Annotated in this window: 20 protein-coding genes; 5 read left to right on the top strand and 15 right to left on the bottom strand. The window is 71.3% G+C overall.

Going from position 1 to position 24,701, the window contains the following annotated elements; all coding sequences use genetic code 11:
• Nucleotides 1-29: 29 nt before the first annotated feature.
• The gene (locus ADK36_RS16945; protein WP_048580140.1) at nucleotides 30-731 is read left to right on the top strand and encodes a FadR/GntR family transcriptional regulator; all 702 of its coding nucleotides are present in this window, start codon (nucleotides 30-32) and stop codon (nucleotides 729-731) included.
• A gap of 23 nt (nucleotides 732-754) precedes the next feature.
• On the opposite strand, the gene ADK36_RS16940 is transcribed toward ADK36_RS16945, so the two are convergent.
• From ADK36_RS16940 to ADK36_RS16910, 7 genes are all read right to left on the bottom strand, one after another.
• Nucleotides 755-1,570, bottom strand: coding sequence for an N-acetylmuramoyl-L-alanine amidase (locus ADK36_RS16940; protein ID WP_048580087.1), 816 nt, complete (start codon nucleotides 1,568-1,570; stop codon nucleotides 755-757).
• A 97-nt stretch (nucleotides 1,571-1,667) separates the two neighbouring features.
• Nucleotides 1,668-4,685, bottom strand: a complete 3,018-nt coding sequence (locus ADK36_RS16935) for an alpha-mannosidase (protein WP_053198101.1) — start codon at nucleotides 4,683-4,685, stop codon at nucleotides 1,668-1,670.
• A gap of 35 nt (nucleotides 4,686-4,720) precedes the next feature.
• Nucleotides 4,721-6,736: an endo-beta-N-acetylglucosaminidase gene (locus tag ADK36_RS16930; RefSeq protein WP_053198099.1), complete on the bottom strand. Its 2,016-nt coding sequence runs from the start codon at nucleotides 6,734-6,736 to the stop codon at nucleotides 4,721-4,723.
• Nucleotides 6,733-7,989 carry a glycoside hydrolase 5 family protein gene (locus ADK36_RS16925; protein ID WP_078916074.1) on the bottom strand — a complete coding sequence of 419 codons (1,257 nt, stop codon included), beginning with the start codon at nucleotides 7,987-7,989 and terminating at the stop codon, nucleotides 6,733-6,735. Before ADK36_RS16925 ends, ADK36_RS16930 begins: the two co-directional genes overlap by 4 nt.
• A gap of 65 nt (nucleotides 7,990-8,054) precedes the next feature.
• Nucleotides 8,055-8,966, bottom strand: a complete 912-nt coding sequence (locus tag ADK36_RS16920) for a carbohydrate ABC transporter permease (protein ID WP_048580083.1) — start codon at nucleotides 8,964-8,966, stop codon at nucleotides 8,055-8,057.
• Entirely contained in the window at nucleotides 8,963-9,856 is an 894-nt protein-coding gene (locus ADK36_RS16915) for a carbohydrate ABC transporter permease (RefSeq protein ID WP_048580082.1), read from the bottom strand. Before ADK36_RS16915 ends, ADK36_RS16920 begins: the two co-directional genes overlap by 4 nt.
• 6 nt (nucleotides 9,857-9,862) lie before the next feature.
• Nucleotides 9,863-11,155, bottom strand: coding sequence for an ABC transporter substrate-binding protein (locus ADK36_RS16910; protein WP_048580081.1), 1,293 nt, complete (start codon nucleotides 11,153-11,155; stop codon nucleotides 9,863-9,865).
• A gap of 217 nt (nucleotides 11,156-11,372) precedes the next feature.
• Between ADK36_RS16910 and ADK36_RS16905 the strand changes: the two genes are divergently transcribed.
• On the top strand, nucleotides 11,373-12,419 hold the full coding sequence (locus ADK36_RS16905) for a LacI family DNA-binding transcriptional regulator (RefSeq protein ID WP_048580080.1): 1,047 nt from the start codon (nucleotides 11,373-11,375) through the stop codon (nucleotides 12,417-12,419).
• Nucleotides 12,420-12,462: 43 nt separating this feature from the next.
• On the opposite strand, the gene ADK36_RS16900 is transcribed toward ADK36_RS16905, so the two are convergent.
• Genes ADK36_RS16900 through ADK36_RS16890 form a run of 3 tightly spaced genes read right to left on the bottom strand, consistent with a single transcriptional unit; the run spans nucleotide 12,463 to nucleotide 17,016 of the window.
• Nucleotides 12,463-13,569, bottom strand: a complete 1,107-nt coding sequence (locus ADK36_RS16900; protein WP_048580079.1) for a serine hydrolase domain-containing protein — start codon at nucleotides 13,567-13,569, stop codon at nucleotides 12,463-12,465.
• Between the two features lie 56 nt (nucleotides 13,570-13,625).
• A complete protein-coding gene (locus ADK36_RS16895) occupies nucleotides 13,626-15,167 on the bottom strand; it encodes an alpha-L-fucosidase (protein WP_053198097.1) in 1,542 nt (513 codons plus the stop codon).
• 10 nt (nucleotides 15,168-15,177) lie between these two features.
• Nucleotides 15,178-17,016 carry a family 20 glycosylhydrolase gene (locus ADK36_RS16890; protein WP_053198095.1) on the bottom strand — a complete coding sequence of 613 codons (1,839 nt, stop codon included), beginning with the start codon at nucleotides 17,014-17,016 and terminating at the stop codon, nucleotides 15,178-15,180.
• Between the two features lie 248 nt (nucleotides 17,017-17,264).
• Here ADK36_RS16890 and ADK36_RS16885 point away from each other — a divergent pair, with 248 nt between their 5' ends.
• Nucleotides 17,265-18,644, top strand: coding sequence for an amidase (locus tag ADK36_RS16885; protein WP_048580076.1), 1,380 nt, complete (start codon nucleotides 17,265-17,267; stop codon nucleotides 18,642-18,644).
• Here the strand turns inward: ADK36_RS16885 and ADK36_RS16880 are convergent.
• The 4 genes from ADK36_RS16880 to ADK36_RS47955 all read right to left on the bottom strand — a co-directional run bounded on the left by ADK36_RS16880 (nucleotide 18,641) and on the right by ADK36_RS47955 (nucleotide 21,262).
• Nucleotides 18,641-19,837, bottom strand: coding sequence for a GDSL-type esterase/lipase family protein (locus ADK36_RS16880; RefSeq protein WP_053198092.1), 1,197 nt, complete (start codon nucleotides 19,835-19,837; stop codon nucleotides 18,641-18,643). The two genes, ADK36_RS16885 and ADK36_RS16880, sit on opposite strands and share 4 nt — an antisense overlap.
• A 23-nt stretch (nucleotides 19,838-19,860) precedes the next feature.
• The gene (locus ADK36_RS16875; protein ID WP_048580074.1) at nucleotides 19,861-20,439 is read right to left on the bottom strand and encodes a TetR/AcrR family transcriptional regulator; all 579 of its coding nucleotides are present in this window, start codon (nucleotides 20,437-20,439) and stop codon (nucleotides 19,861-19,863) included.
• Nucleotides 20,440-20,540: 101 nt separating this feature from the next.
• Complete coding sequence (locus ADK36_RS16870; protein ID WP_048580073.1) at nucleotides 20,541-21,023, bottom strand: GNAT family N-acetyltransferase; 483 nt, start codon at nucleotides 21,021-21,023, stop codon at nucleotides 20,541-20,543.
• Nucleotides 21,024-21,088: 65 nt separating this feature from the next.
• Nucleotides 21,089-21,262 carry a hypothetical protein gene (locus ADK36_RS47955; RefSeq protein ID WP_107086874.1) on the bottom strand — a complete coding sequence of 58 codons (174 nt, stop codon included), beginning with the start codon at nucleotides 21,260-21,262 and terminating at the stop codon, nucleotides 21,089-21,091.
• A gap of 474 nt (nucleotides 21,263-21,736) precedes the next feature.
• Between ADK36_RS47955 and ADK36_RS16860 the strand changes: the two genes are divergently transcribed.
• Together ADK36_RS16860 and ADK36_RS16855 are read left to right on the top strand one after the other, a co-directional pair.
• On the top strand, nucleotides 21,737-22,132 hold the full coding sequence (locus ADK36_RS16860; RefSeq protein WP_053198091.1) for a hypothetical protein: 396 nt from the start codon (nucleotides 21,737-21,739) through the stop codon (nucleotides 22,130-22,132).
• Between the two features lie 25 nt (nucleotides 22,133-22,157).
• The gene (locus ADK36_RS16855; RefSeq protein ID WP_053198088.1) at nucleotides 22,158-22,958 is read left to right on the top strand and encodes an SDR family oxidoreductase; all 801 of its coding nucleotides are present in this window, start codon (nucleotides 22,158-22,160) and stop codon (nucleotides 22,956-22,958) included.
• Between the two features lie 103 nt (nucleotides 22,959-23,061).
• On the opposite strand, the gene ADK36_RS16850 is transcribed toward ADK36_RS16855, so the two are convergent.
• Entirely contained in the window at nucleotides 23,062-24,579 is a 1,518-nt protein-coding gene (locus ADK36_RS16850) for an SDR family oxidoreductase (RefSeq protein WP_048580069.1), read from the bottom strand.
• Nucleotides 24,580-24,701 lie beyond the last annotated feature (122 nt).

Raw genomic sequence — 24,701 nt, 5'->3', positions numbered from 1 at the left:
GCACCGGTGACAGGAGGAACGGCGTGAACGTGGACGAGGCAGCCCCGCAGAAGGGCACCGTGACGCAGCGCGCCATAGAGCAGATCAAGGCGATGATCGCGGAGGGGCGGCTGGAGCCGGGGCAACGGCTGCCGACCGAGCGCGATCTCGCGGTGCAGCTCGGCATCTCCCGCAGCTCGATGCGCGAGGCGATCCGCGCGCTCACGGTGCTGGGGGTGCTGGAGGCCCGGCACGGTTCGGGCATCTACGTCACCCAGCTGGAGGCGGGTGACCTGCTGGAGACGTTCGGCGTGGTCGCCGACCTGTCCCGGGGCCCGCGGCTGGTGGAGCTCCTGGAGGTGCGCCGCATCCTGGAGTCGACGGCGACGGCCCTGGCGGCGGCGCGCATCACACCGGACCAGCTCGCGGAGGTCGAGAAGCATCTGACGGCGATGAACGCCACGGACGACCCCGAGGAGATCCTCGCCCACGACCTGGCCTTCCACCGCGAGATCGCGGCCGCCGCCGGCAACGAGACGATGGCCGCGATCCTGGAGGGCCTGTCCTCCCGCACCTTCCGCGCCCGCGTCTGGCGCGGCTACCAGGAGGAGGGCGCCTTCACCCGCACCCGCCGCGAACACGCCGCGATCCACCGCGCCCTGGTCGCCCACGATCCGGAGGCGGCCCGGGCGGCGGCGGCCGCGCATGTGGGCGAGGTGGAGCAGTGGCTGCGGACACAGCTCGGCGGCTGACCCTCCCCCACCGGCGCCGGGTCCTACGGCCGCACGTCGAAGTCGTGGGCCGCGCCGAGCCGGTCCAGTGACACCTGACCGGGAATGCCGTTGGCGTCCGCGCCGGTGAAGCCGCACCGGTGCTGCCAGGCGGAGTACGCCTTGACGGTCGCCCCGCCGAAGTGGCCGTCGGCGTACTCGGCATCGAGGAGGCCCTCCGCGACGAGCGCCTTCTCCACAGTCCGTACGCCCGCGTACGACACCGGTGTGCCCGGCCGGTCCGGGTCGTGCAGGGCCGCGGCGATCACCTTCGACAGGTCGACGACCGGACGCGGGCCCGGCACGCTCGGCGAATCGCCGGGCCGCGGGGCTCCCTTCCGCACCCACGCGTACAGGTGCTCGCCGGGACATGCGGTGGCCAGTCCGTCCCGGTGTCCCTTGATCTCCTTGCCGGCGCCGTGGCGGCGCAGCAGCTCGATGCCGTCGCGGATCGCGCCCAGCATCGCGTCGTTCGGCTTGGTGAGCCCCTTCGAGCCGACCAGGCCGCAGATCGCGTAGTGGGCGCGGTTGAGTTCCTGGTTGCCGTTCGCCCCGGTGCGCCTGCCGAGGCCGCGCCCCTCCAGGAGATGACCGTGCGGGCAGGCGCCGTAGTTGTAGGCGATGTCCGAGTAGTTCTCCTTCGGGTTGGCCAGGTGGTCCTTGCGGATCGCCTTCCATTTGTCGATGCAGAGGTCGTGGTCGTCGAGGAGCTTCACGCTGACCGTGGCGCCTTCGTAGTGGACCTTCACGCCCTTGGTCGAGGTCTGTGTGGGTGCGGCGGACGAGGGCCAGCCGAGCTGGGCGCGCGTGACGAGCTTCAAGAGTGCCTCCAAGGCGCGATGGGGACGCCAACACCCTTGAGTGTGAGGGCAGTTGGCGCACCCTTCCACGGCGGCGCGCCGCCGTCCCCCGTCCGGGCTACGAGGCCCGTCGCAGCCGCAGCGTCACCAGTTCGAAGGGCCGCAGCCGCAGTGCGACGCGCGCGCCGTCGTACGCCGGCGCCTCGGGCAGCGGGCGCTCCAGCAGGTCCGTCGCCGCGACGTCCGCGACCTCGAAGTTCGGCGTCAGGGTGGCCCGTACCCGGCCGCCGTGGGCCTCGTGGAGGCGCACCACCACGTCCCCGCTGCCGTCGTCGGCCAGCTTGACGGCGGTCACGACGACCGCGTCCTGATCCACGGCCACCAGCGGGGCGACCTCGGCGCCGCCGGTCACCCGCCGCTCCGGCAGGTTGATCCGCCAGCCCTCGCGCACCGCGTCCCCGATGCCCGCGCCCGGCACGAGGGCGTGCCGGAAGCGGTGGGCGCCCTGGTCGGTCTCGGGGTCCGGGAAGCGCGGGGCGCGCAGGAGGGAGACGCGGACGGTGGTGGTCGTGCCGCGATCGCCGTCCGTGCGGACGGTGCGGGTCACGTCGTGGCCGTACGTGGAGTCGTTGACGACGCAGACACCCCAGCCCGGCTCCTCCACATGCACGAAACGGTGGTTGCAGGCCTCGAACTTGGCCGCCTCCCAGCTGGTGTTGGTGTGCGTGGGACGGTGGAAGTGCCCGAACTGGGTTTCGGAGGCATACCGCTCCGCGTGCACGTCGAGCGGGAAGGCCAGCTTCAGGAACTTCTCCGTCTCGTGCCAGTCGACCTCCGTGTCGAGCAGCAGCCGCCGCTCCCCCGGCGCGAGCGACAGCACCTGGGTGACGCGGGAAGCACCGAAGGAACGGACGATCCGCACCGACGTCCCGTCGTCGCCGGGGGTGATCTCGTCCACGTCGGTCAGGTCGGTGACCGTGTGGCGGTAGAACTCGTCGACGTCCCAGGCGTCCCACATGTTCGGGAAGTCGGGGTGGAGCTGGAGGAGGCCCGCGGCCGTGCCCGGCGCGACCGTCTCGCGGTCGGCCTCGATGTCGTACGCCGACACGACCAGGCCCCGCGCGTCGATCTCGATGCGCAGCAGGCCGTTGTCGAGGACGAACCCTCCGCCGGGGCGTTCGGTGCGTGCCGTCCGGCCCTCCGGCACCGGGATGCGGGCGCCGCCCGCCGGTACGCCCTCGCGCGCATGCGGAGCCGAGTTGAAGACGAGCGCGGTCCCGCCCTCGCCCGCCAGGGCACGCTGGGCGGACTCGATGATCGCGTTCAGCTCACCCGCGAGGCGCTCGTACGTCGCCCGCGCCTCCCGGTGCACCCACGCGATCGACGACCCGGGCAGGATGTCGTGGAACTGGTGCAGCAGCACCGTCTTCCAGATGCGGTCCAACTCCGCGTAGGGGTAGGGGAATCCGGTCCGTACGGCGGCTGTCGCCGCCCACAGCTCGGCCTCGCGCAGGAGGTGTTCGCTGCGGCGGTTGCCCTGCTTGGTCTTCGCCTGGCTGGTGAGGGTGGCGCGGTGGAGTTCGAGGTAGAGCTCGCCGACCCAGACGGGCGGGTCGGGGTACTCGGCCTCGGCCTTGCGGAAGAAGGCCGCCGGGGTCTCCCAGACGACGGTGGCGGAGCCTTCCAGGTCCCGGAGCCGGGCCGCCTTGGCGACCATCTCTCGGGTGGTGCCGCCGCCTCCGTCGCCCCAGCCGGTGGGGGCGAGGGAGTGCCGGGCGACACCCTTGTCCTTGAAGTTGCGGGCCGCGTGGGCGATCTCGCTGCCCTTCATGGAGCAGTTGTAGGTGTCGACGGGCGGGAAGTGGGTGAAGATCCGGGTGCCGTCGATGCCCTCCCACTGGAAGGTGTGGTGCGGGAACTTGTTGGTCTGGGACCAGGAGATCTTCTGCGTCAGCAGCCACTTGGCACCCGCGGCCCTGATGATCTGGGGCAGCCCGGCGGCGAATCCGAAGGTGTCGGGCAGCCATGCCTCGTCGTTCTCGATGCCGAACTCGTCGAGGAAGAACCGCTTGCCGTGCACGAACTGCCGGGCCATCGCCTCCGAACCCGGCATGTTGGTGTCCGACTCCACCCACATCCCGCCCGCCGGCACGAACCGCCCGTCCGCCACCGCCTTCTTCACCCGCGCCCACACCTCGGGCCGGTGCTCCTTCACCCACGCCCACTGCTGGGCCTGCGACATGGCGAAGACGAAGTCGGGCTCGTCCTCGATGAGCGCGGTCATGTTGGAGGTCGTACGGGCCACCTTGCGCACCGTCTCGCGCAGCGGCCACAGCCATGCCGAGTCGATGTGGGCGTGTCCGACGGCGCTGATGCGGTGGGCGGACGGGACGGCGGGGGCGGCGAGGACGCGGGTGAGGCGGGAACGGGCGCGGGCCGCCGTGCCGCCCACGTCCTGGAGGTCCATCGAGTCCAGCGCCTTCTCCACCGCCCGCAGGATCTCCCAGCGCCGGGCCGACTCCACCGGCAGCTCGGCCATCAGCTCTCCGAGCACCTCCAGGTCGAGCACGAGCTGCCACACCGTCTCGTCGAAGACGGCGAGGTCCATGCGGGTGAGCGTGTACTGGGGTTCGCTGCCGGCCGTCTCCTTGTCGCCCAACTGCGTGGGCAGGAAGGGGTGGTAGTCGAGGATGACGGGGTTGGAGGCCGCCTCGATGTGCAGCCGGACCTGCTCCCCGCCCGCCACCGGGGCCCCGATGCGCACCCACTGGTTGCGCGGGTTGAGGCCCTTCACCGGGGTGCCGTCGGGCCGGTAGACCAGGCCCTCGCACTGGAAGCCGGGCATGTTCTCGTCGAACCCGAGGTCGAGGAGCGCCTCGACCGTCTGGCCGGCCCATTCCTCGGGCACGGTCCCGGTGACCCGGAACCAGCTGGTGCCCCAGGGAGCACCCCAGCGCGCCCCCACCTCGATCGGCTCGGGCTCGGCCGCGATCCCCTCGGCGACCGGCACCGGCTCGCCCGGCGCATGCCACACCGCGACTTCCAGCGGCACGGACTCCGGGTACACGGCGGGTCGGACACGCTCGTCGAGGACGCGCTTGAGACGGGCTTCGACCAGGCTGCGGTCGTCATGCATGCGGGGGCACTCCGTAGGTCTCGGGGTGGGGCGGGTTACCAGGCGTGGGTGACGGTCGCGGGGGCCGACGTGGTGTAGAGCTCCCCTACGGCGCGCAGTTCGAACCGCGCCGCCTGTTCACCCTGTTCGGGTCGCAGGCCACCGGCGAAGAACGCCCGCTGACAGGTGCCGCCGAGGAAACGCCTGGTGCCGTCGGGGAGGAGGCGGTGGAGGTTGTAGTGGCGTACGTCGCCGGAGGCCGGGTTCCAGGCGAAGCGCAGGTCGCCGCCCGCCGCCGCGGTGATCCGGAGGCCGGAGGGAGCGCCCGGCGTGTGGCGGGCGTTGCGGACGGCAAGGCCGCCGAGCCGCCAGCGGACTAGGCCGCCGTCGGGCGCGGTGAGCCGGATGCCGATCGCGTGTGCGGTGCCGATCAGGCCGGTGAGCGGGACGGTCGCGGTCTGCCAGCCGTTGACCGAGTTCACCGGCAGATATGTGTACGGCGGTGTCGCCCCCGGCCCGCTCGGCTCGGCCATGGCCACCGCCAACTCGACGTTCACACGGCCCGCGTCGGTCCGGTGCGTCAGCTCGACAACCGTGTCAACCGTCACCGGCAGCCGGCTCGCGTACACCTCCACGATCGCGGGTTCGTCCAGTTCACCCTCGACGAGCACACTGCTTCCGCCGCGCCACGCGTCCGCGAAGTCGAAGTTCACACCGGGGCGCTGCCCGTCGGTGTGCACGACCCAGCGCCGGGACGGCAGCCGGTCCTGCAGTCCGAGATGGTTCCACGGCGTATCCGACGTCACCTCCCCGTCCTCGTACCACCGCAGCCCGTGCCCGGTGTTGAACACGCTCGCGAACGGCACCGAGGCGACCGTCGACCGGTCGGCGACCGACACCGCCGGCGCCCGCCAGCTGTCCGTGCCGTCCGGCCGCGACGGATCCAGTGAACGCCCGGTCCAGAACCGGTCGTCGGCGGCATGGAAGGCCCCCGGAGTCCGGCCGCCCGACGGCAGGTGATTGCGGGTCCACTCGGGCCGGTAGAAACCGACCGACACGACGTGCGCCTTGTCGCGCGGCACGATCGCGTCCCAGTTCACGGACGAGTTCCAGCCGCCCGCCTCGACGTCGACGCCCGCCCACAACTCGTAGCGGCTGCGGCCCAGTTGCCCGGCCAACCGCCCGGACGACGTCAGCTTCGCCGCCGTCCACCGGAAGTCGACGAACATGTCGTGGGCGGCCTGGAAGAACGCCTCGTTCTGCGAGTTCAGCGCCCCCTGCCAGCTCACGCTCCCGTTCACCGTCATCGAGTCGTACCAGGTCACCCGCTGCCCCTTGGCCTTGGCGCGCGTCTTCAGCTCCCGCAGGAAACCCAGCATGTCCGCACCCAGCGCGGCGTTCCCGCCACTGGTCTCGGCGTTGACGAACCACCCGTCGAACCCGTACGCCTCCGCGACCGCGACCAGCCGTTCGGCCAGCGGGTACCGCCCGGCCGCGTCCTTCTGCACCAGGTCACGGGTCCACTGCAACTGCCCGCCGTAGGCGACGGGCGGCAGGAAGACGTTGCCGAGGACGGGCACCCCGTGCCGGTGGGCGGCGTCGACGACCGGCGCGTTCGGCGCGAGCACCAGCCCCTCCCCCGACGAGCCGCCCCAGAAGACCAGCTCGTCGATGTACGCCCAGTGGGTGGGGGCGTAGTAGTCGGCGGTGGCCGAGCCCTGCGAGGGGTTGCTCGCGGTGGGCCCGAAGGAGACCAGGGACTGGATACGGGCCTGACCCGCCCGAGCGGTCGTGTTCACCGGGGTCGGGGTGAAGCGCGGGGCGAGCGGGACGGTCGCCGCGTTGAAGGCGAGGTCCGGGTCGTCGGCCGGGCGCCAGGACTTCAGGCTGCGCCAGGTGATGCCGGTGCCGGGGCTGCCGGAGGGCAGCGAGTCCGGGTACCAGTAGGAGGCGTACGGCTGGAGCGCGGCGGCTTCGGTCCGACCGCGCTCGGGCTCGGCCGCCGCCGGCGGCGAGGGCAGCAGTGCGGCCGTGGCGCCGGCAAGCAGGACGGTACGTCTGGTGGGGTTCACGAGGGGGTGCCTCCTGGTGGGGCGGGGCGTACCTGATCGGGAGCGACGACCTCGGTGATGCCGCGCGCGCCGAGGTGTTCCCGGTCGCCGGCCCGCGCGTCGAGGACGGTGGTGGGACGGACGCCGTCGGCGACCAGCCGGAAATAGGCGTCGAAGACCGGGCCGCCCGGGGCACAGAGCGAGCGCCTGGAGGGATCGGCGGGCACGACCAGTGCCGTCGTACGCGGCTCAGGCGTCCGGGAGGTCTCCCGGGCCGCCCGCTCCAGCACCCGAGCGGTGTCCTTCGGCTTCCTGTCGTTGGTCAACAGGCCCAGTCCGTATTCGAGTTCGGGGAAGTCGGCCAGCTCACGGGAGACGTCGTGGGAGCACCACCAGGTGATGCCCCACAGGTCGGGGCAGTCCAAGGCGTTCATGACGGTCGCCTCGGTGAAGGCGGCGGCGTGCTCGGGCGGGATCAGGGGCGCGGGCGCGCCGACCTCCTGGAGCCAGACGGGGCGGTGCGGGTCGTCGGCCCATGCCTTGGCCAGTTCGACGAGGTACGCGGCGTGGTGCTCGGTCGGCACGGAGGTACGGCCGTGGCGCTGGGCGGTGCCGTTGAAGACCCAGGAGTGCACGGCGGTGACGGCGCCGTGGCGGGCGGCCTGGGCCGGCGTGAACGGCTGGTCGTCCTGGTACCAGGTGGCGTCGTACTCGGCGTGCAGGTGCACCCGCCCCGGGGCGCCCTCCTCGCAGGCGGCGAGCATGCGCGTCAGCCAGCGGTCGATCTCCGCCTCGGTCGCCCGGTCGGGATCGGGATGCGGGCCCGCCGAGAACTGGTTGACCTCGTTGCCGAGGGTCATGCCGAGGAAGTTGGGCCGGCCGGCCAGGGCGGCGGCGAGTGTGCGCAGGTAGGCGGCCTGGCCGTCGATGACGTCCGGGTCGGTGAAGAGGTTGCGGCGGTGCCAGGTCCGGGTCCAGGCGGGGAGGAAGTCGAAGCTGCTCAAGTGGCCTTGCAGACCGTCCACGTTGACGTCGAGGCCGCGTTCGGCGGCGGCGTCGACGAGCTGGACGAGGTGCTCGACGGCCCTGGGGCGAATCAGGGTGCGGTTGGGCTGGAAGTACGGCCACAGCGGGAAGACGCGGATGTGATCGAGGCCCAGCGCCGCGAGGGAGTCGAGGTCGGCGCGTACGGAGTCGAGGTCGAAGTCGAGCCAGTGGTGGAACCACCCTTCGCTCGGGGTGTAGTTGACGCCGAAGCGCACGGCAGAAGGCATGCGTGTCCTTGTGAGGGAGGTGCGAGGGGGGTGCGACGGACGGCCGGGGTCGGCCCTGCGCGAGGTCAGCCCTTTACGGCGCCCTCGCCCACGCCCCGGAAGAAGTACCGCTGAAGGCAGGCGAAGAGGGCGATCAGCGGCGCCACGGCGATGATCGTGCCGGCGGCGACGAGGCGTTCGTCGTTGGCGAAGGTGCCGTGCAGGTAGTTGAGGCCGATGGTCAGCGTGAACTTGGAGGGGTCGCTCAGCACGATCAGCGGCCACAGGAAGTCGTCCCAGGCGCCCATGAAGGCGAAGATCGCGACGACGGCGAGGGTCCCCTTCACGGACGGCACCGCGATCCGCAGGAACCGCTGCCAGACGTTGGCGCCGTCGACGTAGGCCGCCTCCTCGATCTCGTACGGCAGGTTGAGGAAGGCGTTGCGCATCAGCAGGACGTTCAGGGCGCTGACGCAGCCCGGCAGTACGACGCCGATGAGGGTGTTGTTGAGGCCCAGCTCCCGCATGGTGGTGAACTGGGCGATGATGATGCCCTCCACGGGCACGAGCATCGCGAGGACGAAGGCCAGGGTGGCCGCGCGGCGGCCCCGGTAGCGCAGCCGGGCGAGGGCGTAGCCGGCGAGGGCCGAGCCGACGCAGTTGGTGGCGACGTTGGCGGCGGCCACCTTCAGCGAGTTGAGGGCGTAGTCCCAGACGGGGATGGTGTCGGCGACCCGCTCGTAGTTGTGCAGGGTGGGGTCGCCGGGCAGGAACTTCGGCGGGGAGCTGAAGATGTCCTCGGTGGGGCCCTTGAGCGAGGTCGACAGCTGCCACACGAACGGACCGACGGTGAGGGCGAGTACGGCGAGCAGCAGCAGGTAGCGCAGGACGAGCTCCCCCACGCGTACGCGCCGGCCGTTCTCGTCGGTGACGCGGGGTTCGCGGGCGTCGGTCCGGGGCCTCGAAGCGGTGGGCCGTACCTTCTCCATGACGCTCACGACTCGTCCCTCCGGTCCGCGCGCAGCACGAGCAGCATCAGGGCGACGGTGACGACGAAGACGACGACCGAGATGGCGGATGCGTAGCCGACCCGGCCGGTCAGGCCGGTGCCGGTGCGCTGGACGAGCATGACGAGGGTGGTGTCCTCGCCCGCCGGGCCTCCGCTCGGGCCGGCCATCAGGTACACCTCGGAGAACACCTTGAACGCGGCGACCGACGACAGCGCCCCGACGAGGACCATGGTGGAGCGGACGGCGGGCACGGTGACCGTGAGGAAGCGGCGGATCGCTCCGGCACCGTCCACGGCCGCCGCCTCGTGCAGTTCGCGCGGCACGTTGGCGAGCGCGGCCAGATAAATGATCATGTAGTAGCCGAGGCCCTTCCAGACCGTCACGGCCATCGCGCTCAGCAGGAGCAGCCATTGGTCGCTGAGGAAGCCGACGCGGCCGACGCCGATCGTCTCCAGCAGGGAGTTCACCAGGCCGCGCTCGTCGAGCAGCCACACCCAGATCAGTCCGACCACCACGATCGAGGCGACGACCGGGGTGTAGAAGGCGGACCGGAAGAAGGTGATACCGGGGATGTTCTTCTGCACCAGGAGCGCGAGCAGCAGGGGCAGGACGACGAGGGCGGGGACGACGCCGACGACGTAGAGCGTGCTGTTGCGCAGGCCTACCCAGAACATGTCGTCCTGGAGCAACTCGCGGAAGTTGGCGAGACCCACGAACCGGCCCGGGATCAGGGTGCGGCGGTCGGTGAAGGCGTTGACCAGGGTGGACACGAACGGGTACAGGATGAAGGCGCCGATGATCAGCAGCCCCGGGGCGGCGAACAGCCAAGGACTGGTGGGCAGTTGACGCCGCACCCGGGAGGCGGTGGACATGGCCATCTTGCGCTACCCCTGCTGCTGAAGCAGCGTGTCGCAGGCCTTGACAGCGTTGTCGAGGGCCTCCTTCGGGCTCTCTTTGCCCTGCAACGCCTTGGCCACCTCGTTGCGCAGCTCGGTCTTCATCTGCTCGCTGAACAGCACGGGCGTGTAGTTGACCGCGTTCTTCAGCGACTTGGCGGCGGCGACCCGTACCCGCGTCTCGTCGGTGCCGTCCTCCTTGGTGAAGTACGGGTCATCGAGCGAACCGGCGGTGCTGGGGAAGATGGCGACCTGCTTGGCGAACGACATCTGGTGCGCCGCGTCGGTGACGTAGTGCGCGAAGGCGACCGCGGCGGGCGCGCGCTTGGTCTGCGCGTTGACCATCACGCCCATCACGTACATGTTGACGTGACCGGTGCTGGTGATCTGGTCGGTGATCCCGATGTTCCTGTACAGGTTCGGCGCCTGCTTCTTGAAGTTGCCGAGGTCCAGCGCACTGCCCGGGTTCATGGCGACGGCGCCGGTGAGGAACTTCTTGCCGGACGACTCGGGCGTGGCGGTCAGCGCCTGCGGGTCGAGGGCCTTGGCGTCGTACAACTCCTTGTACCTGGTGAGGAGTTCGACTCCCTTGGCGTCGTTGAAAGCGAAGGCGGTGCCTTCCTTGTTCATGAGTTCGACGCCGTAGCGGCCGAAGTCCTCGATGGTGGGGACGTTGGCGAGGGTGGCGACCTTGCCGTCGGTCTCCTTCGCCATCTTCAGGGCGGCGTCGAATACTTCGTCGTACGTCTTCGGCGGCTGCTCGGCGTCCAGCCCCGCCTGCTCGAAGAGGGACTTGTTGTAGAAGAGCGGGCCGGTGTTGAGATACCAGGGGAAGGCGTACGTGCCCGTCATGCCCGGTATCTGATGGCTGGCCCAGGCACCGGACAGGTACTCCTTCCTGTACTGGGACGCCGCCTTGTCGAGGTCGAGTGCGAGGCCCGCCTTGGCGAGCGGGGCGACCAGGTCGGGCGAGACGTTGACGACGTCGGGGAGGGTGCCGCCCGCGGCGTCGGCGCTGATCTTGTCGGCGTAGCCCTCGGCGGGCTGGTCGATCCACTTCACGTCGGTGCCGGGGTACTTCTTCTCGAAGTCGGCGATCAGGCCCTCGAAGTAGTCCTTGAAGTTGGCGCGGAGGTTCCAGGTCTGGAAGGTGATGTCGCCCTCGACCTTGCCGGAGGCGTCGGCGGTGCCGCCGTCGTCGCCTCCGGAGCCGCAGGCACTGAGCGGCAGGGCGAGACAGACGGCGAATGCGGCAACGAGGGCTCTACGGGATGTGGGCACCGTGAACCGGCCTCCTTTGCGGGCGGGTTGGTAGACGAGGCAGACCCTGCACGCCGCTCCACGGGCCCGTCAATGGCTCTCGCGCTGCTAATTTCATTAGTGACTAATGCGCATTAGGATCACCGAGCTGAACCGTATTAGGTTCGCCGGTGCTCACTGACCTGAACCGCATTAGTGCATACTGCTCGGGAATGTTTCGCCGGAATGGGGAATCACCATGTCAGGCAAGCGCTCGCCGGCCCGTCGGCCGACGATGAAGGACATAGCGCGGCACGCCGGGGTCTCGCAGAGCGCGGTTTCCTTCGCGTTGAACGGCCGGCCGGGCGTGTCTGAGGACACCCGGGACCGGGTGCGGCAGGTGGCCGAGGAGCTGGGCTGGCGGCCCAGTACGGCGGCACGCGCGCTGTCCGGGGAGGGCGCGGCGACGGTCGGCTTCGTGCTGGCGCGTCCGGCCGACACGCTGGGGGTGGACTCCTTCTTCCTCCAACTCGTCTCGGGCATCCAGGAGGTGCTGGCGGAGCGCCATCTCGGGCTGCTGTTCCAGGTGGTGGAGGACGTGGCCGACGAGTGCGCGGTGTACCGGCGCTGGTGGGCCGAGCACCGCGTGGACGGCGTCCTGGTCGTCGACCCCCGCACCGACGATCCCCGCCCCGACCTCCTCGACGAACTCGGCCTGCCCGCCGTGGTGATCGGCGGCGCACCCGACGAACGCCACCCCGGACTCTCGACCGTGTGGGCGGACGACGCGGGCGCGATGGCGTCGGTCGTGGACGGCCTGTACGCACTCGGTCACCGGCGGATCGTGCATATCGCGGGCCTGCCGGGGCTCGCCCACACCGAGCGCCGCATCCGCACACTGCGCGCCGAGGCCGGGCGCCGAGGCCTCTCCGAGGTGAGGTCGGTGACCACGGACTACTCCGACGCCGAGGGCGCGGCGGTCACCCGCCGGGTGCTGGAGGACCCGGCTCCCCCGACCGCGCTGATCTACGACAACGACGTGATGGCCGTCGCCGGGGCCGCCGCCGCGGCCGAACTCGGCTTCTCCGTACCGGCGGACGTGTCGGTGGTGTCCTGGGAGGACTCCGCACTGTGCCGCATGGTCAAGCCGTGGCTGTCCGCGCTGTCCCGCGACAGCGCGGAGTTCGGGCGTACGGCGGCGCGGGAACTGACCGCACTCGTGGACGGGGGATCGGCGCGGGCGGTGCGGGTGCCGGTGCCGCGGTTGGTGGAGCGGGGGAGCACGGGGGTGGCGCGGGGCGTGTGACCGGCACGCGGGGCGTGTGCAGGGCACGGGAGGGCTCGCGGGGCTAGCCGCGCAGCCCTTGGAGCCCCTCGTAGGCCGCCGTCACGATCTCCATCCCCCGGGTGTCCTCCGCGGGCTCGCGCATCTGCTGCGTCACGTAGGCCACCGCCAGTCGGCTGTCGGGCTCGATCATCACCAGGGAACCGCCCCAGCCGCCCCATCCGTACGCGGTGCCGAACAGGCCGTATCCCAGGCCCCATCGCATCGGCATGCCCAGGACCCGGTCGTCGCCGTCGAACTGCTCCTCCCAGGCACGGTCGCAGCCGGCGCGGGACAGGAGCCGCACCCCGTTCACCTCTCCCCCGCAGGCCAGGAGGGACTGGACGAGGGCCACCGAGCGGGCGTTGCCGTAGCCGCTCGCCGCGGGGATCTGCGCGCGGCGCCAGGCCGGGCTGTTGCCGTCCCGGACCCGTACGCCGTTGCCCGCCTCGGAGCCCTCCGGGTTGCCGGGCGCGCTCGCCGCGTAGTCCTCGCCCTGCCCGGTCGGCGCAATCGTGCGCGCGACACGGTGGTCGTGCTCGGCGGGCAGCCCGATGTGGAAGTCCGCACCGAGCGGTCCGGTCACCTCCTCGGCGAGGAACTCGCCCACGCCGCGGCCGGTGACCCGGCGCACGACCTCGCCGACCAGGAAGCCCTGGGTGAGCGAGTGGTATCCGGCCGCCGTGCCCGGCTCCCATCGGGGAGCCCGCGCCGCGAGCCGTGCGGTGGCGGCGGGCCAGTCGTAGAGCTCTTCGACCGGCCCGTCCCAGTCGGGCAGCCCGGCGGTGTGCGCGAGCAGGTGCCGCACCAAGACCTTGTCCTTGCCCGCCGCGCCGAACTCCGGCCAGTACCGGGCGACCGGCGCGTCCGGGTCGAGTTCGCCGCGGTCGGCGAGGACCAGGGCGCACAGCGCCGTCATCGTCTTGGTCACCGACCAGACGTTGACGATCGTGTCGCGCTCCCACGGGCGGGTGCGGCCGGCGTCCACGAAACCGCCCCAGACGTCCACGACGGGCTCACCGTCCACGTAGACCGCGACGGAACCGCCCGCGTCCCCCGCGTCCAGCATGTCGGCCAGCGCGTTCGGCACGGCGCTGAACAGGTTGTCGTACGAGCCCTGGATGTCGGCCATGTGCCCTATCCAGCCCGCGCGGCCCCACCCCGGTCAACCGGATTTCGGCCCGCGGATCAGAGCCGCGACCGGTACAGCCCGAACTCCACGAGCCGCGCCTCGGCCCGCGAACCGGTCACCCGCACCCGCCACCGCCGGGCCCGCACCGCAGCCCCCAGTAGCAGGATCCGGCTCGCGCCGATGGCCCCCGCCCGGGTCACCTCCGTCCAGGCACCGTCGCGCCACGCCTCGACGACGAAGCTCTCCACCTGCTGACCGTGCCGGATGTCCTCCGCCAGCCTGATCCGGTCCACGTCGCGCTCCCGGCCGAGGTCGACGGTGACACCGCCCGGCGAGGTGACCCGGCGCGCGTCGCGGGCCAGGTCCTCCGGGAGTTCACGGTCCACGCGCTCGCGGAACTCCCGCAGCCGTGCCACATCCGCGGCCGGCAGCAGTCCGTCCGTGTCCGGCGGGATGTTGAGCAGGAGCACCGAGTTGCGGCCCACGGAACGGAAGTAGATGTCCGTCAACTGCTCGACGCTCTTGGGCTGTTGGTCGGCGTGGTAGAACCAGCCGTCGCGGATCGACACGTCGCACTCGGCCGGCCACCACTGGAGGTGGTCGGCCACGGGCCGGGCCTTGACGAGCGCGTCGCGGCTGCCCATGTCGGGGGCGTCGTACGCGAGGGCGTAGTCCGTCCGGCCGTAGTCCTTCTCCTGTACCGGTACGACACTCCACTCGTCCTCGCGGGCCAGCCCGCCCTCGTTGCCGACCCAGCGCACGTCGGGGCCGGAGACGGCGACCACGGCGTCGGGGGCGAGTGAGCGGACGAGGGTGTACCAGCTGTCCCAGTCGTACTTCTCCACCTTGTCCGGCGGGATGCGGCCCTGGGCGCCGTCGAACCAGACCTCGTCGATCGGGCCGTACTCGGTGAGGACCTCGTGGAGCTGGTTGAGCATATGGGCGCCGTAGTCGGTGGCCGGGAGGGTGAACGACCGTGGCGGGGTGCGGTCGTCGCCGTCGACGGGAGTGGGGATGGTGTGGTCGGTGCGAGCGCTGCCGTTGGCGTAGACACCGTGGAGGTACTGGTTCTCGTCGGCGGGCGAGACGTAGACGCCGACCTTGATGCCGTACCAGCGCATGGAGTCGGCGAAGGAGCGCAGGACGTCGCCCCGGCCGTCGCGCCAACTGCTGGACGCCACGCTGTGGCCGGTGTAGCGGGACTGGTAGAGGACGAAGCCGTCGTGGTGCTTGACGGTGAGGATGGCGAGTCTGAAGCCGCCGTCGCGTAGGGCGCGCGCCCACTGGTCGGTGTCGAGTCCGGTGGGCTGGAAGACGTCCGGGTCCTCGTCGCCGGTGCCCCATTCGAGGCCGGTGAAGGTGTTCACGCCGAAGTGCAGGAACGCGGTGCGTTCCAGGCGCTGCCAGGCGATCTGCCGTGCGGTGGGGCGCACTTGGGAGGCCTTGCGGACCAGGTCGGCCTCGGTGTCGTCGGGGCTGACGGGGATGCGGTGGCGGTCCCCTGTTGCGGCTGCGGGTGCCGCGAGGGCGGGTCTTGTGGCGCCGGTCGCGGCGAGGACGGCGGCTGTCGCGACGAAGACGCGTCGGGATACGGCCATGAAGGGCTCCTCAGGTCAGGTGCCATACGGCGGGCGTACGCACGTCCGGCGGGTACTGCACGAGCCGGCCGTCGTCCGTCACGCTCACCGTCATCCGGGTGATGGCGTTGACGAGCCGGTAGCCACCGGCCGTGGGCTCCAACTGCCAGCGCTGGAGGGTGTTTCCGGGATCGCACGTCTGCGGCGCCGCCTCGACTCCGGGCTGGAGGGGCACGTTGAGCGTGAGCTTTCCGCCACGCACCTCCAGGCAGCCGTCGGCCGTGCGGACGGTCGCGTAGCCGTCGGCCGTGCGCCGCACCTCGGCGGTGAGGGCCGGGTACCCGGGCGTGCGGAAGGTGTACGACCCGTCCGCCACCGGCACGCGGGTCAGCTCCCGCCACCCGGGGGCGTGCCCCACGGCCGTGCCGCGCGCCGCGAACTCGGCGTAGGTGGCGTCCGGGTGCGGGTCGCCCCACGTCGCCTGGGCGATGTGCCGGAGTGCCGGCCACAGTGCGACGGCGACCTCGTTCTCGGTCTCGCCCCGGCCGTTGTCGGGCCAGAGGCTGATCTTCGCGCCGGTGATGCCGTCGGAGGACGTGAGCTTCTCGCCCTCGAAGCTGCGCGGGTCCCAGCTCTGGTCGTAGAGCCCCTTGGTGTCACTGTGGAAGCCGCCGCGAACCAGGTAGAGGGCGTACGCGGCGTTCATCAACGGGTAGCCCTGCGCCCGGAGTCGGCTCGGCTTCACCGCCACGTTCAGCCAGTGCTCGACCGTCGTTCCGGCGGTCACCGGGACGGTGTTGGCGCCGGTCAGGCCGTCGTTCCAGATGCGCAGTCTCCTGCCCTGGCCGACCGCGTAGGCGTGGACGCGGTTGACGAAGTCGATGAAGGCGTCCTGGGGTGTGGCGTCGGGGCCGTATCTGTCCCGCGCGTACTTCAGGACCTGCGGGTACTTGGCGAAGTCGGAGCCGAGCATGTACTCGTCGGCTCCCATGTGCCAGGAGGTGGCGGTGAAGACCTGTGCGTACTCGTCGATCAGGCTGGTGTAGTAGGCGAAGGCCTCCGGGCGGGTGATGTCGAGGCGCGAGGGCTGCTTGTTGCCGTCGGAGTCGGTCAGCTGGAGGTCCGGGCGGTTCTCGATCCAGGGGTCCATGTGCCCCGGTGAGTTGATCTCGGGGATGATCTCGACGTGGTACTTCTCGCCGAGGGCGACCAGGCGGCGGATCTCGTCCCTGGTGTAGTAGCCCCAGGTGTTGGCCTCGGGGTGGGCCTCGCTCTTCACCTTCAGTTCGAGGAGCAGCTGGTTGAGCTTGTGGTACGCCATCTCGCGGACCAGGTTCTCCAGCCACGGCATCGAGACGTGGATGTAGCAGGCGCAGACACCGACGCCCCGCTCCTTGTAGCGCGGTACGTCGACGGTGCGGCCGGCGGGGATCCGGTCGCCCTGGGCGAGCAGCTGGAGGAGGGTGCGGGTGCCGTAGAAGGCGCCGGTCTCGGTCGCAGCGGTGATCGAGAGCCGGTTGCCCGAGCGGAGTTCGTAGCCGTCCGTGCCGAGGGCGGTCCGGGAGGGCTGGACGTCGATAACGATGTCACCGGGTCGGGCGCCGCCGCGCACCACGGGAACCATGCCGTGTCCCGCGTCGCGGAGATCGTCGGCGAGGGTGTCGGCCACCCGGCGTTCGTCGGCGCCGTCGGCCACGAGGCGGGCGGAGCGCTCGTAGGTGTAACCGCCGGGTGCCGGGGTCCAGTCGGCCAGGGCGGGCACCGTGACCGGCGGCGCCGCCCGCCCCTCCGCCGCGACCGCAGGCAGCGGCGTCGCGAGCAACAGCGTCAGCGCCGCCAGGACACCGGCTGCTCTCCAGCGTCTCCTCATGAGGCACCCCCATTCATCGGATGTCTGATGATTGGGCTGGCCCCAGGGGCTGTCAATGGGACGCGAAGGGAGCAGAGTTGGCTCATTGATCGGATGATGCGCAGGTCAGCGGGGCGGAGTCGAGAAGTGATGCCGTGAAAAGTCCAAGAAGACCCTCCCGAATATCCAAGCGTGGCGCCTCTCGACGCCGGGCCCGCCGCCCGGCAGAGTTCTCCTACATACTCGCGAGTAAGCCCTGAGGAGCAGCCGTGACCAGCTGGGTCGGCCGAACCGCCGCCGAGATCGCCGCCGCCGTACGCGAGAAGCAGGCCACGCCCCGGGAGGTGGTGGCCGAGCACCTGGCCCGTATCGAGCGGCTGGACGGCCGCGTCGGCGCGTTCCGGGTGGTGCGGGCCGAGGCTGCGCTCGCCGAGGCCGACGAGGTGGCCGCGCGTGCCGACCTCGCCGAACTGCCCCTGGCGGGCGTGCCGGTCGCGGTGAAGGACAACCTCGCGGTCCGCGGCGAGTCCAAACGGATCGGTTCCGCGGCCACGCCGGACACCCCGGCCGACGACGACCATGTCACCGTGGCCCGGCTGCGGGCGGCCGGTGCGGTGGTCGTCGGGCTGACGAACGTGCCGGAGCTCTGCGTCTTCGGCACCACGGAGGGCGTGCACGGCACCGCCCGCAACCCGTGGGACACCTCGCGCACGGCGGGCGGCTCGTCCGGCGGCAGCGCGGCCGCGGTCGCCGCGGGCATGGTGCCGATCGCCCTCGGCAACGACGGCATGGGCTCCCTGCGCATTCCCGCCGCCAACTGCGGCCTGGTCACCATCAAGCCCGGCACCGGCGTGGTCCCGGCCGGCGTCAGCGACGGCGACTGGTTCGGCATGTCGGAGAACGGCCCGCTGGCCACGACGGTCGAGGACGCCCGCCTGATGCTGTCGGTCCTCGCCGACACCTACACCGACGCCGACGCCGTACGACCGGACGCGCCCGGCACCCACCGGATCGCGGTGTCCCTGCGCAGCCCGATCGCCGGGGTCGCCATCAGCAAGCCGTACGCGACAGCCGCCCGCGAGGCCGCGGGGCTGCTGATGAAGGCCGGTCACCAGGTGCGGCGCGCCGACCCGCCGTATCCGATGTCGCTGGGCGTCACCACGCTGACCCACTGGACGGCGGGCACCGCCGAGGACGCCCGGGGCCTCGACCTCCGGCAACTCGCCCGCCGGACCCGGGTCCACGCCGCTGTGGGCAAGCGCTTCGTCGGCCGGGTGCGGGGCGGTGAGAGCCGGGAGGAGTTGCGTCGGCGTCTGGAGCCGTTCTTCGCCGAGTACGACGTGCTGCTCACCCCGGCCCTCGCCCGCCGCTCCCCCAGGTCCGAGCCCTGGCACGAGCGGGGCTGGCTGCGCAACGTCATGGCCAACACCAATTACTCGCCCATGACCCCGCCGTGGAACCTCACCGGCTGGCCCGCAATGTCGGTTCCGTGCGGCACGCTGCCGTCCGGCGCCCCGAGCGCCGTACAACTGGTGGGGCGTCCGGGCTCGGAGGCGGAGCTGCTGGGCCTGGCGGAGCAGATCGAGAAGCTGCGGCCCTGGCGGCGGACGGCGCCGCTGGACCAGGACCCGTCCGGGCAGGACGCCTAGGCCGTCGTCGCGCTGGGCCCGTCCGCGAAGGGCCCGTCCTCGGTGAACGCCAAACGGGCGAAGCGCTCGCCGATGCGGCGGTGGGTGGCGGCGTCGGGGTGGAGGTTGTCGGGCAGGGGCAGTTCGGCGGAGTCGGTCTCGCCGTAGAGTTCGCGGCCGTCGAGGTAGTGCAGGTTCGGGTCGTCGGCCGCCCGCTGCTTCACGATCCGGGACAGCTCGTCGCGGATGACGCCCAGGGTCAGCTTGCCGCTCGCGCGTTCAGCGGGGTCGCCCATGGCGACGAACCGCAGTCGTCCGGCGCTCATGCCGCTGAAGTCGGGCGCGCAGGGTCCGGGCGTGTCCTCGTGTATCGGGCACAGGATGGGCGACACGACCAGCAGCGGTGTCGTCGGGTGGCCTTCGCGGATGGTGTCGAGGAAGCCGTGGACCGCGGGACCGAAGGCGCGCAGCCGCATCAGGTCCGCGTTGACCAGGTTGATGCCGATCTTGACGCTGATCAGGTCGGCGGGGGTGTCGCGCAGGGCACGGGCGGTGAACGGGTCGAGCAGGGCGCTCCCGGCCAGGCCCAGGTTGATCAGCTCCACGCCACCGAGCCAGGCGGCGAGCGCGGGCCAGATGCCGGTGGGACTCGCGGCGTCGGATCCGTGGCTGATCGAACTGCCGTGGTGCAGCCATACCCTGCGGCCCGGATCCCGCGCGGGCTCGACGGGGGCGTCGGTGCGCAGGGCGATCAGTTCGGTCGTCTCGTTGTGCGGCAGCCAGATCTCGACGTCCTTGTCGCCGTCGGGCAGCCCGGTGAAACGGACGGTGCCCGCCGGGCCGGGCCGCTGCTCGGCGGTCCCGGCGGTCATGTCCACGGTCACCACATTGCCACCGGTCACGCTGCCCTGCCCCGCGCGGCGACCGTCGACGATCAGGTCGTACACGCCGTCGGGGCGGGGCGGCGCGCCGACATAGGCGCGCTTGGTGCGCAGTGCGTCGAGCTCGACGGCGGTGGCCCGGGTACGGAAGACCAGCCGCACCCCGGAGGGCTGCGACTCGGCCATGGCCAGCTGCCCGTCGGTGTTCTGGGCGCGGGCCCGGGCGGGCAGCCGGTGCGGCAGCACTCCGTGCTCGCTCTGCTCGATGTCGAGGGCGCCGCGCAGGAGGCCGGCGGTGACGGGAGTGGTGATCCACTCGTGCTCGGTGTCCATGTGTCCGTGTCCTCAGCCTGTCGTCAAAGGGTGGGCTCACTGGGCCAGTTGCGCAGCAGGGCGTCGAGGGCGTCGAGGATCCGGGTCCAGGTCTCCTGGGAGTCGGGGGCGCTGTGGCTGAAGCCGCCCGCCACCTCCAGGCTGGCGTAGCCGTGAAAGACGCTGCCCAGCAGCCGCACGGCGTGGGTCGCGTCCGGCTCCGTCAGGTCGTAGCCGCGCAGGATCGCCCGGGTCATCTGCGCGTGCCGGACGCCCGCACTGGCGGCGGCCGTCTCGGGGTCGAGCCGCATCCGCGCGGCGGCGGCCCGGCCGGGGTGCTCGCGGCCGTAGTCACGGTAGACGTCGGCGAAGGCGACCAGGGCGTCCTTGCCGGCCCGCCCCGCGATGGCGTCGGCGGCCCGGTCGGCCAGCTCCTCCAGTGCGAACAGGGCGATCCGCGTCTTGAGGTCCTGCGAGCTCTTCACATGCGAGTACAGGCTCGCGACCTTGACCTCGAACCGCCGGGCGAGCTCCGACACGGTCACCTGCTCGAAGCCGACCTCGTCGGCCAGCTCCGCACCTGCCCGGACCAGGCGTTCCGTGGTCAGTCCTACGCGCGCCACAGTAGTCCTCCGTTCGCCAGAAGCGATTATGCATCCACCTAAACCACTTAGGCAAACACGGAGGGTGTAAAGGGAGGCAGCTAAATCCGAAGTCGAACCGGCTAGAGTGCCCGGTACATGATGTGCAGACCCACGCGCCCGTGCCGGGGATGGTCGTACGCGTCCGGGACCGTGCCGAGAATCGTGAAGCCGAGGGAGGTCCACAGTCCGACGGCCGGGTTGGTCTCGACGACCGCGTTGAAGACCATGCCCCGGTAGCCGTCGGCCTTGGCCGCGGCCAGCAGGTGCTCGGCGAGGGCACGGCCGATGCCGCGCCCTCCGTGGTCGGGGTCGACCATGAATCCGGCGTTGGCGATACGGGCGGCGGGGCCGCCGTAGTTGGGGGTGACGTAGGCGGAGGCGACGACCCTTCCGGCGTCGTCCTCGACGACGTAGACGCGTTTGGCCGGGTTCATCCACAACGCCCGGGCGGCGTCCTCGGAGGTGTCCGGATCCCATGCGTAGGTCTCGCCGGCGGAGACGATCCGGTGCCAGAAAGGCCAAATCCGCGGCCAGTCGTCGGCCGCGGCTTCTCTGATCAGCATGGGCGCGAGTCTCGCACGCCCATGCTTTCGGCGATCGCGAAGGGTCTGCCCCGTCGGTCGGCCCGTCAGTCGACGCTGGGCAGGATGTGGGGCTCGGCGAGGTCGTCCTCGTAGCCGGCCAGGCGGATGGGGGCGGACCTGGCCCACACATCGAGACTGCCGATCTCCTTGGACCGGCGGCCCGCGCGCTCCGTGCGTTCCTTGGGGCGCTGCTCGCGATTCGTCTTCTCAGGTGTCACCGCGCACTCCTTATGTGTCGGATCACCCTCGGGGCGGGGCCGGTCCAGTCTGCGGTCCGGTACCTGACGCCCGCTCGGGTCTTACTCAAAGTCGGCTCGGACGCGGTGGCGCCGGTGTACTGGTCGGAGAGCAGGCCGTTGTGCACCGGCATGTCCCGGGACGGACCATGGGTGTGGGTTGGGACCCTGTAGTGCTGTCCGTCCGCTACAGATTAACCAAATGAGCGGGTACCCGCTCGATGGGGCTGCAAACAAGGTGTAACTATCCGGAGTCGACCGGTTTTCACCTGCCTCACATGCCCTTCTTTACTATGAATTACGGCATTTACTCGTCACTCGTTCAGCTCAACAGCCGCCCCGCGCCCGGCGCAGGACACGGGCACGCCGCGCAGTTCAAGTCCCGTTGGCCGATTCGCAAGGCGGCCATGATCTGCTGACAGACGGCAACGGCTTGTCCGGCGGGAGGACTGACGCATGGAGCTGCGCAGTGTCGAAGAGCTGATGGATCTGCTGTACGCCTGCCCGCACGCGGCAGCGCTACGGACCGCCGCGCTGCTGCGCCGCAGCCGCCCCGCCGACAAGGAACTCCAAGTGGCGGGCCTGGTGCACGACATCGGGCAGCTGCTGTGCCCCGGCGACGACATCCGCCGCACCGAGCACGCGGCCGAAGCCGTACGGCCGCTGCTCGGCGAACGCGTCCACCGCCTCGTGCGCCGCCGCGACCCCGGCACCGACGAGGACGCGCTGCGCCTGCGCCTCGCGATCGAGGAGAGCCGGGCCACCGGATTCGACGCCGGGGTCCTGGAGGACTGGCGCACGGTCCTGGAACTGGTGGCGGCACGGAACTCGCGTCTCGGGGCTGTTGACTGACGGCCCGTCATGAGACGGTACGGCGATGACGTCGTCGTACGCGCTCCGGGGCAGGGCCGCCGTCGTCACGGGCGGTACGCGCGGCATCGGCCGAGCGGTCGCCGAGCACCTGGCGCAGGCCGGTGCCCTCGTGTGCGTGACCGCGCGGGACGCCGACGAGGTGCGGCGCACGGCTGCCGAGCTGCGCGGGGTCGGGGCGGCCGGCAGCGTGGCCGACCCGGATCATCTGCGGGCGATCGTGGACCTGACCTTGCGCGAGTTCGGCCGGATCGACGTGGTCGTGAACAACGCGGCGACGAACCTGCCCTACGGCCCGCTCATGGACGTCGACCCCGTGGCGTGGCGCGATGCCTTCACCGTGAACGTCGAGGCCCCGCTGCGGCTCGTCCAGTGCGCCTGGCGGTCCTGGATGCGCGAACACGGCGGCGCGGTGATCAACGTCTGCACCGAGGGCGCCGCCCACGTCGGCCCTCACATCGGCGCCTACGGCACCAGCAAGGCGGCACTCCTCCACCTGACCCGGCAGCTGGCGGGGGAACTGGCCCCGAAGGTACGGGTCAATTCCGTCTCCCCCGGGCTGGTCCGCACGGAGATGGCACGGTTCGTATGGGAACGGAGTGAGGAGGAGGTGGCGGCGGGGCTGCCGCTGGGTCGGATCGGGGAGCCGGACGACGTGGCGCGGGCGGCGGTATGGCTGGCGTCGGACGCCGCGGAGTGGGTGACGGGGGCGGATCTGCTGGTGGACGGGGGGACGCGGGTGCGGGGTGCACACGCTTCCCAGGCCTACACGGTGCATGAACACCTACGGGCACGCCGACCGACCTAGGGGCGCGGGGCTGTATCGATATGCGGCTCCGCCGCGTGGGCGCGACCAGCCCCCAACATCCCGCGCCCTCCCACCGACCTGATCACCCCACCCCGGTAGGGGCCTACCACTTACCCGGCGCGTAATCCTTCAGGAACACCCCGTACAGATCCTCGCCCGCCTCACCGCGCACGATCGGGTCGTACACCCGAGCCGCCCCGTCCACCAGATCCAGCGGCGCGTGGAACCCCTCCTCCGCGAGCCGCAGCTTGTCGAAGTGAGGCCGCTCGTCCGTGATCCAGCCGGTGTCGACGGACGTCATCAGGATGCCGTCGCTCTGGAACATCTCCTGCGCGCTGGTCCGCGTGACCATGTTCATCGCGGCCTTGGCGGCATTCGTGTTCGGATGGCCCGCACCCTTGTAGCCCCGCCCGAAGACGCCCTCCATCGCGGAGACGTTCACGACGTACGCGCGCCCGCTCGTCGCCTTCTTCGCGGCCTCGGCCATCGCCGGCCGCAACTTGCTGATCAGGATGAACGGCGCCGTGTAGTTGCACAGCTGGGTCTCCAGGAGCTCCACCGGGGAGATCTGCTCGATGGTCTGCACCCAGGTGTTGCTGTCGACGACGTCGGGGACGAGACCACCCGCGTCGATCGCCGTGCCGTCGAGGTGCCGGGCGACGCTCGCGTTGCCCGCGACCAGGGCGAGGTCGGCGACCTTCTGGGCGTCGAGGCCGCTGGTGCCGAGGGGCAGCGCGGCGAGGCCGTCGACCGCGCCGGAGCCGAAGGCGCCGATGACGTGGTGGGCGGGGAGCTCACCGGCGGGCAGCGGGGCGCTCTCGCCGTCGACCAGGGCGGCGTAGGCGGAGGGCAGCCGGCGTACGGTCTGCGTCGCGTTGTTGACGAGGATGTCGAGCGGGCCCGCCTCGGCGACCTGGTCGGCGAGGGCCACGGCCTGGGCCGGGTCGCGCAGGTCGATGCCGACGACCTCCAGGCGGTGCATCCAGTCGCCGGAGTCGTCCATCGCCTTGAAGCGGCGGATGGCGTCCTTCGGGAAGCGCGTGGTGATCGTCGTGTGCGCGCCGTCGCGCAGCAGCCGCAGCGCGATGTACATGCCGATCTTGGCGCGGCCGCCGGTGAGCAGGGCGCGCTTGCCGGTGAGGTCGGCTCGGACGTCCCGCCGCTCGCGGTTCACACGGGCGCAGTCCGGACAGAGCTGGTGGTAGAAGTAGTCGACCTCCACGTACCGGGTCTTGCAGGTGTAGCAGGAGCGCGGGCGCTGGAGTATCCCCGCGATCCTGCCCTCCTCCGTCGCCGACGACGGGAGGAGGCCCTCGGTCTCGTCGTCGATGCGCTGGGCGGAGCCGGTCGCCGTGGCCTCCGTGACCGCCTTGTCGTGCGCGGTCTTGGCGGCCCGGCGCTCCTGGCGGCGGCGCTGCTTGACGGTGCGGTAGACGCCGGCGGTGGCCCGGCGCACGGCGATCGCGTCGGGGTGGTCGACCTCCAGCTTGTCGAGCTCGTCGAGCACACTGAGGCAGACGGCCAGCCGCTCCGGGTCGATGCCGGGGCCGTAGACGACCTCGTCACCGGCCTCGTGCACGACCTCGTCCGTGGCCGCCGGGCCTTCCTCTGTCACCGTCATCGCGCTGCCGCTTCCCTGATCACCCGCGCGGCGCTCCGACCGCGCCTGCTTTCGAACGCGGAATTCTACGGAGCGCCGGGCCACTCCTCCAAAATCCGGCGAAGAATCCCGGAGAAGCGGGG

The organism is Streptomyces viridochromogenes (genome assembly GCF_001270495.1).
Taxonomy (GTDB): Bacteria; Actinomycetota; Actinomycetes; order Streptomycetales; family Streptomycetaceae; genus Streptomyces; species Streptomyces viridochromogenes_A.
This window is presented reverse-complemented; position numbering and strand designations above follow the sequence as displayed.

Excerpts from the sequence above, each read along its gene's own strand:
- ADK36_RS16890 (WP_053198095.1), bottom strand. The coding sequence starts at position 17,016 with ATGAGGAGACGCTGGAGAGCAGCCGGTGTCCTGGCGGCGCTGACGCTG.
- ADK36_RS16935 (WP_053198101.1), bottom strand. The coding sequence starts at position 4,685 with ATGCATGACGACCGCAGCCTGGTCGAAGCCCGTCTCAAGCGCGTCCTC.
- ADK36_RS16895 (WP_053198097.1), bottom strand. The coding sequence starts at position 15,167 with ATGGCCGTATCCCGACGCGTCTTCGTCGCGACAGCCGCCGTCCTCGCC.
- ADK36_RS16880 (WP_053198092.1), bottom strand. The coding sequence starts at position 19,837 with ATGGACACCGAGCACGAGTGGATCACCACTCCCGTCACCGCCGGCCTC.
- ADK36_RS16900 (WP_048580079.1), bottom strand. The coding sequence starts at position 13,569 with ATGGCCGACATCCAGGGCTCGTACGACAACCTGTTCAGCGCCGTGCCG.
- ADK36_RS16905 (WP_048580080.1), top strand. The coding sequence starts at position 11,373 with ATGTCAGGCAAGCGCTCGCCGGCCCGTCGGCCGACGATGAAGGACATA.
- ADK36_RS16855 (WP_053198088.1), top strand. The coding sequence starts at position 22,158 with ATGACGTCGTCGTACGCGCTCCGGGGCAGGGCCGCCGTCGTCACGGGC.
- ADK36_RS16870 (WP_048580073.1), bottom strand. The coding sequence starts at position 21,023 with ATGCTGATCAGAGAAGCCGCGGCCGACGACTGGCCGCGGATTTGGCCT.
- ADK36_RS16925 (WP_078916074.1), bottom strand. The coding sequence starts at position 7,989 with ATGCCTTCTGCCGTGCGCTTCGGCGTCAACTACACCCCGAGCGAAGGG.
- ADK36_RS16850 (WP_048580069.1), bottom strand. The coding sequence starts at position 24,579 with ATGACGGTGACAGAGGAAGGCCCGGCGGCCACGGACGAGGTCGTGCAC.
- ADK36_RS16860 (WP_053198091.1), top strand. The coding sequence starts at position 21,737 with ATGGAGCTGCGCAGTGTCGAAGAGCTGATGGATCTGCTGTACGCCTGC.
- ADK36_RS16915 (WP_048580082.1), bottom strand. The coding sequence starts at position 9,856 with ATGGCCATGTCCACCGCCTCCCGGGTGCGGCGTCAACTGCCCACCAGT.